The sequence below is a fragment of the Shewanella sp. ENK2 genome (assembly GCF_043568515.1).
Lineage (GTDB): Bacteria > Pseudomonadota > Gammaproteobacteria > Enterobacterales > Shewanellaceae > Shewanella > Shewanella japonica.
Genome location: NZ_CP171406.1, coordinates 2,645,192 through 2,658,875, shown reverse-complemented (window position 1 = coordinate 2,658,875; position 13,684 = coordinate 2,645,192). Strand labels below are relative to the sequence as shown.

At 42.1% G+C, this 13,684-nt stretch carries 9 protein-coding genes and 1 pseudogene; 6 read left to right on the top strand and 4 right to left on the bottom strand.

Annotated features, from left to right (window positions below):
* Nucleotides 1–118 precede the first annotated feature (118 nt).
* Complete coding sequence (locus ACGEDC_RS11685) at nt 119–2,512, bottom strand: bifunctional aspartate kinase/homoserine dehydrogenase II (protein ID WP_394493381.1); 2,394 nt, start codon at nt 2,510–2,512, stop codon at nt 119–121.
* A 53-nt stretch (nt 2,513–2,565) separates the two neighbouring features.
* Nucleotides 2,566–3,726, bottom strand: coding sequence for a cystathionine gamma-synthase (metB, locus tag ACGEDC_RS11680; protein ID WP_394493379.1), 1,161 nt, complete (start codon nt 3,724–3,726; stop codon nt 2,566–2,568).
* 222 nt (nt 3,727–3,948) lie between these two features.
* Here metB and metJ point away from each other — a divergent pair.
* Nucleotides 3,949–4,199, top strand: a pseudogene (gene metJ, locus ACGEDC_RS11675) (met regulon transcriptional regulator MetJ); the annotation flags it as partial.
* Nucleotides 4,200–4,375: 176 nt separating this feature from the next.
* Entirely contained in the window at nt 4,376–5,116 is a 741-nt protein-coding gene (locus tag ACGEDC_RS11670; protein ID WP_119967703.1) for a sulfite exporter TauE/SafE family protein, read from the top strand.
* A 42-nt stretch (nt 5,117–5,158) separates the two neighbouring features.
* Here ACGEDC_RS11670 and ACGEDC_RS11665 read toward each other — a convergent pair whose 3' ends face one another.
* Both ACGEDC_RS11665 and ACGEDC_RS11660 read right to left on the bottom strand, forming a co-directional pair.
* Nucleotides 5,159–6,385: a conjugal transfer protein TraF gene (locus ACGEDC_RS11665; protein WP_394493377.1), complete on the bottom strand. Its 1,227-nt coding sequence runs from the start codon at nt 6,383–6,385 to the stop codon at nt 5,159–5,161.
* Nucleotides 6,386–6,505: 120 nt separating this feature from the next.
* The gene (locus tag ACGEDC_RS11660; RefSeq protein ID WP_394493375.1) at nt 6,506–7,414 is read right to left on the bottom strand and encodes a LysR family transcriptional regulator; all 909 of its coding nucleotides are present in this window, start codon (nt 7,412–7,414) and stop codon (nt 6,506–6,508) included.
* A 192-nt stretch (nt 7,415–7,606) separates the two neighbouring features.
* Here ACGEDC_RS11660 and ACGEDC_RS11655 point away from each other — a divergent pair, with 192 nt between their 5' ends.
* From ACGEDC_RS11655 to ACGEDC_RS11640, 4 genes are all read left to right on the top strand, one after another.
* Nucleotides 7,607–8,326 carry an SDR family oxidoreductase gene (locus ACGEDC_RS11655; protein WP_065109754.1) on the top strand — a complete coding sequence of 240 codons (720 nt, stop codon included), beginning with the start codon at nt 7,607–7,609 and terminating at the stop codon, nt 8,324–8,326.
* Between the two features lie 276 nt (nt 8,327–8,602).
* On the top strand, nt 8,603–10,285 hold the full coding sequence (locus ACGEDC_RS11650) for an ABC transporter transmembrane domain-containing protein (RefSeq protein ID WP_065109753.1): 1,683 nt from the start codon (nt 8,603–8,605) through the stop codon (nt 10,283–10,285).
* On the top strand, nt 10,282–12,363 hold the full coding sequence (locus ACGEDC_RS11645) for an ATP-binding cassette domain-containing protein (RefSeq protein ID WP_394493372.1): 2,082 nt from the start codon (nt 10,282–10,284) through the stop codon (nt 12,361–12,363). Before ACGEDC_RS11650 ends, ACGEDC_RS11645 begins: the two co-directional genes overlap by 4 nt.
* Nucleotides 12,356–13,681 (top strand): HlyD family type I secretion periplasmic adaptor subunit, encoded by a 1,326-nt coding sequence (locus ACGEDC_RS11640; RefSeq protein WP_080914854.1) that lies wholly within the window; start codon nt 12,356–12,358, stop codon nt 13,679–13,681. The genes ACGEDC_RS11645 and ACGEDC_RS11640 overlap by 8 nt, the downstream gene beginning before the upstream one ends.
* Nucleotides 13,682–13,684: the final 3 nt, after the last annotated feature.

Sequence of the window (13,684 nt, the reverse complement as noted above, 5' to 3'; positions counted from 1 at the left end):
GCACTTGGGTAGCACAAGGTTCAACCACTGCATTACTGTCCCCAACAAAAAAGGCTTACTTCATTTAGAAGTAAGCCTTTCATTTACACTAACCATAAGGTGAACAAGCAATTAAAAGTTACTCTTGCAGTAAATCCTTACAAATCTGTACCAGATCGGATTGAACGGCTGCCGCTGTGACTTCTCTGCCTGCACCAGGACCACGAATAATTAGAGGATTACCTTGATAAAACGCACTTCGTATAACAAAAACGTTATCACCAGGGGTTAAATTGGCATAAGGATGATTTGCATCGACCCGTTGGATACCTACTTCAGCATGCATTTTGCCATCAACCTTGTCCAAAGAGGCCACATAACGAAGCACTTTATTTTGCTCTGCCGCTGTAGTGAACTGCTGCAACATACTCTGATCAAGTTCCGTGATACGTGCTAAAAAATCATCTAAAGGTAAGTCTGCCAATGCAGCAGGCACCAGTGAGTTTAAGACAATATCCTCTAATTCAATTTCAAAGCCAATCTCACGAGCTAAAATCAATAGCTTACGTTGCATGTCACGACCAGAAAGATCGTCACGTGGATCGGGCTCGGTAATTCCTAACCCTCTTGCCTCAATCACCAATTCTGAAAAAGATTTTTGACCATCATAATGCTCAAACAACCAACACAAAGTGCCTGAGAAAATACCGCCAACCGCCTCAATATTATCACCACTATTACGTAAATCATTCAGGGCGTGTTGTATTGGTAAACCTGCACCACAACTTGCGTTATAACGCCAAAATAGTCTGCGGTTACTCAGCTGTTGTTTCAGCTCTCGGTAAAATGGTAATGGCCCTGAACCTGCAAGTTTATTAGCACTAACAACATGAATTCCACGGGCAAATAATTCAGGGTATTGTAAAGTTAAGCTGGCGCTGGCACTGATGTCTAGCACAACTAACTCATCACAATCGAGATGCTCTAGTTGCTCGAATAGACTCGTATAATCCCAAGGTTTAGCAGTCGTATCAAACTTATCTTGCCATTGAGTAAGATCAATTCCGTCAGGGCAGATAAGTGCTTCTTTAGAGCTCAGTAATCCCACTAATTGCACAGTGGCTTCAAGCTCACGATTAAGTGCTGTTGAAGATCGTTGGAATAAATCAATCCAAGCTTCACCGATATTACCGACTCCCAACAACAGCACGCCAATACGCATGCGTGGACCTGCACAGCGGCGATGTACTTTTTGAGTAAGTAAGCTCACCTGAGATTTTGGCACTAAGGTCACTAAGCTTAAATCATCTTGATAAAGCGGTTTTGCATCACGACTGAGTAAGCGAGCAAAACTGCGACGATAGTGCTCGGCATCAGCGCTAACCAAGGCGACTAATCCAAGCTCATCGCTCACATGAATATCACTGACATTAAGCGCTTGGGCGTGTAATTCAAGTAAGGTGTGCACTTGCTTTTGATTTTCAACAGTAAAAGCAAGTTCAACTTTATGGTGGGCAGATGTCCAATGAGCTAAAGGAAGGATCCCCTGTTGCGCTAATAATTCAATCAGGTTTTCTGTTGGTGATTGCAGCTTAATTTTAAACAGTACGACCTCATTTAAACTCGTTACAACCGGCGCACTTGCCGAAGAGCTTTGCGGCGCAATCAAGGTAAAATCAGTATGAGATGCATAGCTAGAACGAACAGCCAAACTGACATTGGTATCAAATAAAGGTTGTAATGTCCTGCTGTGAAGGACAGGAGAACCTAAATGAGCCAATCTATCCGCTTCCGCTAATGACATACAATTGAGTAACTTGGCATCATTGATTTTATTCGGGTCTGCATTAAACACCCCTTCAACATCAGTCCAAATAGTTACTCGTTCTATATCTGCTAAGCTCGCAATTAAGGTTGCGCTGTAATCAGAGCCATTTCGTCCAAGTAACAGAGTATCACCTTGCTGGTTAGCGCAAATAAAACCAGTAATGACTAATCGCTCATTGGGGTGCGCTTCAAGCAGTGCTTGCACTTTTTCACGTGATTGCGCTAATCGAATATTAGGAACTAAGCCTTCGTCAGCAACGAGAATTGAACAAGCATCAACATTGATTGCAGCAACACCTGATTCACGTAAAAGCGCAGCCATTAAGCGCGCAGACCAACGTTCACCAAAGCTGAGCACTTGGTTTAATTCGAATTCATTGCGCTGCTCAAGTGATAACAGGCTGATGAGTTGCGCCTTATCCGTTGATAGACGCTCACGTAAATCTCGGGCTTGTTCGTTAGAGAGCAGCTGCTCAATTAAGTTTTGCTGGTAGCTGATGAGAACTTGTAATTCTTCTTGCCATAATTCGCCCGTTTCCCGAAGCGACAACAGCTTGTATAAAAAGTTAGTGCTTTTTCCCGCAGCTGACACGACGACAAGATCGTCGCAGTTTCCATGAGTCAACAAAATATGGGCGACACGGCGATAACAATCTGCATCAGCAAGACTTGAACCACCAAACTTATGTAAATGACTGCGGGTCATTTTGTACTCCTTAAACCACTAAACTTTTGTGCAAAACGCTGACTGACACAGAACTATAATGCGGCAACTGCAGCGAGCCCGGCATTGATGTCATTCACTAAATCTTCTGCGTCTTCAATCCCGACAGATAGTCTCAGTAATGTATCTTTAATACCAGCTTCATAACGTGCTTCAGGCACCATTGCTCTGTGGGTCATTGTTGCTGGGACGGCAACTAAGCTTTCCACTCCGCCTAAGCTTTCAGCAACACTGAAAATCGATAATGCATTTAAAAAGGCAACCACTTCCGCTTCGCCACCTTTAAGCTCAAAACTTAACATAGCACCAAAGCCTTTTTGCTGTTTGGCAGCAATATCGTGACCTGGATGGTCTTTTAAACCGGGATAGTACACTTTTTCAACGACATCACTAGATTGCAGCACGTCAATCACACGCTGAGCATTAGTTTGATGCTCACGGATCCGCACGGCTAAAGTTCTAATACCACGCAGTGTTAAGTAACTGTCAAATGCAGAACCTGTTAGCCCTAAGGTATTTGACCACCAATGTAATAGCTCACCAAGCTCTGCATCTTTAGCGACAACGGCACCGCCAACAACATCACTGTGACCATTAATGTATTTAGTCGTTGAGTGCATCACGATATCAGCACCAAGTTCTAATGGCTGCTGTAAAATTGGAGATAAAAAAGTATTGTCGACAACAACAAGTGCATCAACAGCATGGCTTGCTTCAACGATAGCTTTAATATCCACAACCCGCAAAAGTGGGTTTGAAGGTGTTTCTAACCAGACCATTTTAGGCTTTTTCGCTATCGCTTCAGTGAGTGCTTTTTCGTCAGTTTGATCAACAACCAATAATTTAAATTGGCCTTTGTTGGCAAGATTTGTGAACAGTCGGTAACTACCACCATAACAGTCATGCGGTACCACGATTAAGTCATCAGGCCCAAGTAAACTGGTCACTAAGGTAATCGCGGCCATTCCTGTACAAGTTACAATCCCTGTCGCGCCATTTTCTAGTTTAGCGATTGCCTCTCCTAGTACACAACGAGTCGGATTACCTGAGCGGCTATAGTCGAATTCCCTAGGGTTGGTGTGTCCATCAAATGAATAATTTGTTGAAAGGTAAATCGGCGGGACTACCGCGCCATACTGAGTATCAGATTCGATACCTTGGCGAACTGCTAATGTAGCTGCGCGATGTTTTTTCATTGTAAGCTCCTCAAGATTGACACACTATAGAGTACACACCGTAGAGATGTCTAGATGGCTAAATGTACCTAAGCAAAGTTAGATCGTCAACACATATTAGACGTTTAGACGTCTAAACATAAAGAAATCTATTTGCATTCGTTATAGAATAGCAGCAATAATTTGACTGTAATAAATAAGCAGTTAAAATCTGCCACGAATCTATCGTATAAAGGTGAGTTAATGACTGAATGGAATGGCGACTATATCAGCCCATATGCCGAACATGGCAAAAAAACGAACAAGTTAAAAAAATTACGGTATCCATTCCGTTAAAAGTGCTTAAAGTACTAACTGATGAGCGTACTCGTCGTCAGGTGAATAACTTGCGCCATGCCACTAACAGTGAACTATTATGTGAAGCATTTTTGCACGCATATACTGGTCAGCCACTCCCTAACGATGAAGATTTATCTAAAGAAGGCCCAGATAGCATTCCAAGTGAGGCTAAAGCTCTCATGGATAAAATGGGCATCGAGTGGGAAGATTTAGACGAATAATCACTATTGAGCTTACTTTTATGTAAGCTCAATTTTATTCTGCATTTCTATTCGCATAAAATTTGTCGTACCAAATTTGCACCGACCTTAATTAAGTCAACGAGCACAGAATGGCATTTATCGATCCGCAAACCTTGATGCTTGCATCGGTTATCATATTTCTGGGCGCACTAACTCAAGGACTAATAGGTTTTGGCTTAGCTGTGGTCGCCAGCCCACTGCTTTACATTATTGACCCTCAACTTGTTCCTGCTCCAGTTATTGCATGTGGATTTTCCATTGCATTAATAACGTTATTGCGAGAACGAACCCCGCTCAAGTTTAATGGCTTACAATACGCCTTGCTCGGTCGAGTCCCTGGTGGTTTTCTTGGTGCTGGATTATTAATTTTTGCCCCACAAGCAGTATTAGGGCTAGCGATAGCCTTTATTGTGGCTGCTGCAGTCATTCTTAGCATCTATAAAATTACCGCACCAGTAAATAAGATCACTTTGTTTATAGCAGGGGTTTTATCAGGAGTATTTGGCAATATCGCTGCAATTGGTGGCCCACCTCTAGCAATATTACTTGCCGGAAAAGACGCACCACAGTTTCGTGCAGCCTTATCTATATTTTTTGTCTTTAGTTCTATGATTGCGATGTTAATACTCATTGTGGCGGGACTCGTTGAGCTAAAACATATTTGGCTTTCATTGATGTTATTGCCGTCGGTGTTTTTGGGTAGCCTAGTGGCAGGAAAGCTAACCAATAAAGTCGACAAAGAAAAAACCAGAATGGCAACATTAGTGTTGTGTGGCCTGAGTGCTATCGTGCTAACAATTAAGTCAACGTTAGCTTTATCTATCAGTTAATCACGCCATAATTAAAGTCGCTGACGATCGTTAGGTCAGCACTCAGAAGTGGTAAGAGGTTTGTAATACTGCCCCTACAGCGTCATCTTCACCATAGCTACCACTCATGTCTAACTTAAATGCTTGCCCAATCGCAAAACCTGTACCAAATGAATATATATCAACACTGTTGTCTTTTAAGTCATGTCGATAACCCATTCTCAACGAGAGCCAATCAGTGGCTTTTAGCTCACCGCCTACACGCCAATACTGCACTGGATCAAACTCTTTAAATCGGGTTTGGTCGACTAAATCAATATCTGTGGTCAAGGTTACCGATGACCAATCGTAGGCAGCGCCTGCGGTAATTAATGGTTCCACTTGGTAATGAAACTCTCGTCCTTGCGCTTCAACCGTTTTGACGGTTTGACTGAATAAATTTCGGGCAGATAGCCCAATAGTTAATTTTTCAATAGGTTCAAATGCGACACCAACGTCCAAATTAAAGAGATTTTCATCGTTACGATATTTGTCGTCATCAAAATCATCGGCGTCGAAATTGTTAGCATTAACTGAGTAATGGTAAGTATCAATTCGTTGAAACTTCGGTGAAACCCCTACCCTGACAGGCATATTTACAATCGACAAAGGAAAGCTGAGTGCCACACCAAAATCAGTCACACTACCAGCTAGCACGACACCTTGAGAATCAAGGTCAGTGATTTCAGTTGGCGGGTTATTAGGGTCAAGCACGTTCAAAGTATCAATGTCCGACTGGGCAATATCGGCCACACCCACTGCGTCAATATAACTTTTATAAAAAACCGCCATCGGCATACGTTGATTTGGTATCACCAAGGCTGCACCAATTCCTGCTGATACATTCGCCACATTGCCTTTGAGTGATTCTAAATCTAACACCAAGTCGTCTCGAAAGGCTTCAACCTCGGCGGAGTCACCGTTATTGATTGCCGTTTCAAGGCCATCATAAGAGTCCTGTAACGAATCAAACTTATCAATCATATCATCGCTATCAGAGCCTTCGGCGCCAACTGTTGGCAGTAATAAAGAAAATGCTTGGGTCTTGTTGATTTCATCATTGGTATAGGTGTTATGTGGAGTAAGAATGGCCAATAAAGCAGGATTAATGAAACTGGCGCCAACTCGATTAGAGGCAGCAACACCAGTACCGCCCATACTGTCGCTGCGAGCTTCAAAATAAAGCCCGCTAGCTTGCACATTATTGGCAAGCAAGAGTAAACAGAAAGGTAGCGCTAGTCTTGATAGCATCCCAGTTTTCCTATTTTTATTGTTTAATAAAGATAGTAGAAATAATCAAAAAAGGATGTCAAATCAGCAAACTAAATTTTCATTTTTACCTTGTTTCAACTAACTGCATTGACTAAATTTTTATAAATCAGGCAGATAAGATTTGAAACGTTCATGGGTAAACTGTATAAATTTTTTCAGGCGCTCAGGTTGAAATTTGTCCTTGTGATAAAGCACATAAAACGGTGTGTCGGGTATTTGCCAATCTGTAAATACTTCGACTAATTTCTCAGTTTGTATCTCTTGATGGCAATATAAATATGGCAACCTGACGATACCATTACCAGCTAATGCGCTAATCTTCATTGCTCGGCCATTTTTACACCGAAACTTACCTTTAATCGCAACATCAATATGCTCTTTCACAGCTCCCTGTTGACTAAAACGCCAATGATTAATCGAACCAACGATACAAGCATACTTATTGAGTTGGCTCGGATGTGTCGGCTGTCCATATCTTTCAAGATAGGCAGGTGACGCCAAGGTACAGTTTTTAATATCAATAAGCTTTCGTGCTATTAATCCTGAATCCGATAAATCGCCCATTCTAAATACCACATCAAAATGATCTTCAATTAAGTCGACTCGTTGGCTACTGAAATCAAGATCTATAGTGATATCGGGATATAGTTGGATAAAGTCATTCACTAAGGGAACGATAATGTCTTCCCCTAAAAAACCACCCACACAATTGATATAAATATTACCTGATAATTTTTCCGCACTATCTACTGTGGTAGCCACAGCTTGCTCAATTTGATGTAACGCTTGCTGGCATTGTTGTAAAAATAGCTCGCCCTGATCTGTCAAGCGCTGCGTCCTGGTGGTGCGAATAATCAAACTGACACCTAGAAATGTTTCTAAACTCAATAATTGTTTAGATAAGTGCGAGCGTGAACAGCCCAATACTTCCGCAGCTTGAGTAAAGTTACCTTGTTCTGCAATCACCACAAAAGCACGGATATCCACTAAATTTATTTCTGTATTCATTTAACTCTCAATATCCATTTGCAGATAAGATGGTAACAGTTCTGCAGTAACCACCGCCTATATACGTCAATGAGTCATCGCTAACGCTGGCTCATTAGAAGTCATACGTAAACAATTATGTTCTTTATCGATTATATATCAACAATAAATCGCGCTCTATAATTCTCTCATTAACAAAGAGAGGTCGAAATCATGAAAGAACTTATCGTAATTACTGGTGCATCTTCAGGTATTGGTGCAGCAATGGCCAAAGCATTCAGCGCTAAGGGACATCCATTACTATTATTGGCTCGCCGTCTTGAACCTATGCAGGCATTGCAACTTGAAAATAGCTTAGCAATTAGCGTTGATGTGACAGATACTGAAGCGATGAAAGCAGCCATTACTGAAGCTGAAACACAATACGGCCCTGTTGGCTGTTTAATCAATAACGCTGGTGTGATGTTACTAGGTCAAGCAGATGTGCAAGATCCACAAGAATGGACCAAGATGCTCAACATCAACGTAATGGGCGTACTGAATGGTATTCATGCTGTTTTAGCCAGTATGAAAGCCCGTAAAACAGGTACTATCATCAACGTAAGTTCAATTGCTGGCCGTAAAACCTTTCCAAACCATGCGGCTTATTGTGCAACTAAATTTGCTGTACATGCATTAACGGAAAATATCCGTGAAGAAGTTGCTATGGACGATGTTCGCATGGTGACCATTGCACCAGGAGCGGTAGAAACTGAGTTATTAAGCCACACAACAGATCAAGCGATTAAAGATGGCTACGCAGACTGGAAAGAAGACATGGGCGGCGTAGTCGCACCAGAAGTCATTGCTGAAACGGCTGTATTTGCCTACGAAATGCCACAAAGCGTTTGTGTTCGTGAAATCGCGCTTGCCGCAACACGTCAGCAGCCTTAACGCTATGATGAGTTAACTCATGACTAACCAAAGCCATTCCAATCAGCGAATGGCTTTTTTATACACTTCTATATTTGTTTTACCTTTTTAGCCAAGCGCTTAGCATTCATTTTATATTTTTAGACTCAGCCTTTAGTCTAAAACAAGCAAAAAACCACCAATACAAAATATTTCCTGTTGAAAAATTAACCGCACAAGACTAATTTAAAAGGTAATTCGCACAAAGTGAACTACGCTTAATTGATTGAAATTAGTGTTTATAAGGATGTTGAATAGATGCAGGAAAACTTCAGTTTACTTTCTAAGAACAAGGCATTTCCCGAGCTTTTTCTTTCTTCGACATTTATTAATTTATTGTCGCTCGCCTTGCCTTTCACCATGCTACAAATTTATGACCGAATTTTACCTAATCAAGGTTACGGGACCGCGACTATTTTAGTATCTGGAGTCGCCGTCGCTATTTTGCTTGAACTGTTACTTAGGTATGGTCGTAGTTGGATTCTTGCGGCATCAGCAGCCAACTTCGAGTTATCAACAACATCTGATGTCGTTGATAAGCTCATGAAAGCTAATTATCGCCATGTTGAAGCCATGGGTACTGGTCGTATTGCCAACGGCCTCGCCAGTATTTCTAGTATGCGAGAACTCTACTCAGGACAAGCTATTGTTGCTTTGATGGACTTCCCTTTCGTCCTGATTTTCCTTGCCTTAGTCGCCTATATAGGCGGCCCTTTAGTCTTTATTCCAATAGCCGTATGGGTTGTTGTAGGCGCATTAGTTTATTACATAGGCAAGCAATTAGCCTTAGCCACCCATGATTTAGCACTGTCAGATGCTGAGCGAACTCGAATGCTGATTTTAGTGCTGTCAGGCTTAACTACAGCCAAAGCTTTATCACTTGAAGACCGACTGTCTGGTATTTATAACAATATCAATTATCAACGATTAGATAACCAACAACGGGTAGACTGGCTATCAGCAAAACTCCAAGAAGTTATTCAAGGTGCATCTCAGGGAACCACGTTGATACTGGTCATGCTTGGTTGTCTGGAAGTGTTAAATGGCTCTCTCACAACGGGTGGGCTTGCTGCTTGTTCGATTTTAGCAGGTAGAGCTATTGCCCCATTAAGTGCCATCATTAGTTTACGCTCAAGACTTGTTAGTGCTCAAACGGCGATGTCACACGTTAATGACTTAACTGAAATTCCCGCAGAGCCTTTTACAGGCGAAACCCTGTATCATCAAAAGCTTCCTTTTGGCCCCATTCAATTTACGACCGTGTGTAGTCAAAACCTCGGGACTGTAATTGATAATTTTACTACGAAAATTGAACCTAATAGCTTGGTGAATCTTCAATCTAATCCGCTAAGTCATGCAAGCCATATTTTAAGCATGATTGCAGGATTTCAGCAGATTACTTCAGGTGCGGTGACTATTGATGGCACACCAATCTATCAGCATAGTGCCACCGAATTTAGACAATCAGTCACTTACGTTGCGCCTTGGCCGACACTATTTGCGGGAAGCTTATTAGAAAACATGACCATGTTTCGGGCTGAGTATGAACCGCAGGCCATGGCTGTTGCTGATAGTCTAGGTTTAACTAATGCCATTGCCCAACTGCCTAACGGTTATCAAACGCTCGTCGCAGACAGTGATAGCCAAATGCTCAACAAAGGGGCGATAAAACTTATCGCCATAGTGCGAGCCGTGGTTCAGCAACCTTCAATACTGCTTCTAGATGAGCCCATGATTTCATTAGATGCCGATGCGCAAAATCGTTTAATAGCTTTACTCAAAGAGCTAAAACAGCACATGACTATAGTGACCGCATCACATTATGTAGCGCTTAGCCAAATATGCGATCAAAACATTGATATCATCGGCCATAGCGAGCCTTCTTCAGAGCAAACGCCTTCCCAAGCGGTTAGCCAAGCTAATAAGGAGAACCGCTCATGAGCCAAGCATCATTAGAATTAAAACCACTCATTATCACCCTGTTCAAGCAGCTTGGCTTATATACACAGGCCAGTAATATCGCCAGTGATAATAGCCACAATGACTTTAACACTCTTGAAGTCTCTCGCTTGCTTAAAAAGCACCAAATTAGCTTTTCAGTCATTCACCCTTCAGCTAAAAATCTTCACCTTGCGATTCATCCATTTCTTGTGATTCCAGAAAATGAAGCTGGATTCATTGTCAGGCGCCAAGGAAATGTTTTCGAGAAACTGCAGGGTGAGAATACATGGCAACCAATAGACTTAACCCAACTCAATGACAAAGCTCATGTTTTTCTGGTTGAATCATTACCGAGCAGTAAGAAAAATGTGCAAGCTTTTGCCGCGCAAATGAGTAAACGGACAAAATGGTACCGACCTGTATTTTGGCTCAGTTTACTTTCAAGTATTACAGGTCTGGCCGTGCCATTATTTACCATGGCCGTATATGATCGAGTCATTGGCGGGCAAACACCGTCAATACTACCTAGCATCGCACTAGGCAGTGTCTTGGCAATTGGTGTTTTAGTCAGCACTCGTTTAGTACGGGCACAAATACTGGCTGCAACCAGCAACCGCTTTGCCAGGGACTTATCTGAAATAACCTTTTATCGTTTGTTGCATATGCCTCTTATGGTGCTATCACGAGTCGGTATTTCCAATCATATTGCCCGAATGCGAAATGCTGAAAAGGTCAGGATGTTACTGTCAGGCCCCGGCGGTGGAGGCTTGGTGGATTTACCATTCACCCTCATCGCCTTACTCGCCATCATGTTTTTAAGCGGTTGGTTAGTTTTAGTGCCTATTGGTATGTTGCTGCTCTATTACCTTGTGATGAAACTATTCACTCGTTATGTTCAGGCAGCTTCTCCGACAATCAGTGGCGAATATCAAAATGCCATGAGCGAATTATCTAAAAACTTACTGCAATTAAAGGCCGCTGGTGACACCGAAGGCTGGCAAACAAAGTTTATTCGCCAAGCAAGAGAAAATAGCCGACAGAATTTTTTATACGCTAAACGAAATGGCTTAAATGCAGCAGTTGCTCATTCACTTAGTCTTTTTACCGCATTAATTACGGTATTTACTGGCATATTTTTAGTGTTAGATCAGAGCATCTCTCCGGGGGCATTAATTGCCTGCGTGATGATGATTTGGCGTATTACCGGTCCTGCTCAATTAGCATTTTCCTCTAAACAAAAATTCACCATGATGGATATTGCGGTCAAACAGTTTGATCGGTTCATGCAGGCCAATACCGAGCAGTCAGAACTTAGGTTGGATACACCAGATAATAGCAAGCCACCAGCAGTTGCTTTTCAGCATGTCACGCTTCGATACAGCGCAGAAGGTGAACCTGCACTAGCAGGGGTAAATGTAGAGATTGAACCGGGTGAATTAGTGGCCATTATTGGACCAAACGCTTGTGGTAAATCCACTTTACTACTGAGTGCATTAGGCGTGTTAGATGCCCAAGCAGGCTTTGTAACCATCAACGGTAAAAATTTAAAACAATATGATACTGCCATTTTTAGACAATGGGCTGGTTATAGTCCCTCACAACCGGATATTTTCCCTGGCACCTTGGCCGAAAATATTCGTATTGCTAAACCTAACGCTACAGACCAAGAAATTATTCAAGCTCTAATTGATGCTGGCGGACAAAGCTTTTTTAACAGCATCAATAATGATTTATCTGTCGACCTTTTGGGTGAAAACAATGCCATGCTTTCGGCCATTGAAGGCAGCTATATTAATCTCGCTAGAGCGCTAGTGAAACAATCTCCACTTTTGCTGCTTGATGAACCATTACCACACCGAAATCCGACATCAAAAGCCACCCTGATTAATACGTTAACAAACCTAAAGGGACATTCAACCGTCTTATTTACTAGCCACGATCAAGACTTAATTCAACAAGCAGATAAAGTCATCATTTTAGATAAAGGCGCGGTGGTTTACGCGGGCCCTATTCCAGATAAAACGCCCCAAGAGCAGCCCACATCAAGTGCCGAACAGGAGTCTTCAATCAATGGATAATCGTCAATTAGCTAATCGAATATGGCCTAAGCATGAATTTGCTGAAGCGATTGAAGCACCTGCTGAACGAAAAATGATCCGCAATGTCATTTTAATCATCACAGGATCAATATTATGTATGCTTATTTGGTCTGTTTTTACTGATGTTGAAGAAATATCAAAGTCTAAAGGACAAGTCGTGCCACTAGGTCATCGACAAGTGATCCAAAGCCGTACTGGTGGCACCATTGCCTCAGTCGTTGTTGAAGAGGGTGATGTCGTCAAAAAAGGCGATATTTTAGCAAGCTTTGTCTCTATTGATAGCTTATCAGCAGAAGAAGAACTCACCAGTAAACGTGCCAATTTAATCATGCGAATTGAGCGTTATGATGCCTTTACGGAGCAAAGAGAGGCCGACTTTAGCGAATTTGCTATCGAGTACCCTGAGTTACTGCGACTTCATACTTCCGCTTTAAGACGTATGAATGAAGAGCGTGTTGCAATGGAACAATTATCAGAATCCGATATTGCCAAAACCCAAGCTGAACTTGACGGTCTTAAAGCAGAAATCCCGCCATTGAGTGATCAAATACAAACAGCTGAACAAACCCTTAAAATGATGCTGTCCGTTACTGCTGAACAAGCGGTATCTAAGTTGCGTATTTTAGAGTCACAACAAAAGCTTGATTCCTACATGCGTGAGCTAAAATCAATGGAAAGTAAACAGCAAGTACTCTCCAAAAATCTAGTTAACTTAGAACGTCAACTCAAGCAAAAACAAGCCTCACTGTTTAAAGATGTCGGAGAAAAACGAACAGACACTCAAGCAGAGTTATTGGGGGTTATCGCAAGGCTTAAATCTTCTGATTCTTTGGTGTCTCAAAATACAGTGACAGCGCCTGTTGACGGTATTATCCAATCCATTCCTACAAGTTCTACTGGTAGTGTAATTCAACCAGGAGGCACTGTTGCAGTGATAGTTCCTATGACTAAAACCGGGTTAATGGAAATTAAACTGTCCCCACGAGATATCGGCTTTGTTCGAGTGGGTCAAAGTGCTCGTATTAAAATTGATGCCTTTGATTACAGTCGATACGGCGCGCTTGATGGCATCGTCAAACGCATCTCACCCAGCACTGACTCAGATGAAAAAGGCGGCGTTTTTTACAAGGTGCAACTGTCCATCGAAAAGCCCTACTTTTTTGACACGCCTGGTCAATTTGAATTAATCCCAGGCATGACAGGAGAAGCAGACATAGTGACTGGGGATAAAAGTGTTTTCCAATATTTATGGAAACCCGTGTTTACTAATATTAATGAAGCATTCGGTGAGAGGTAGAGG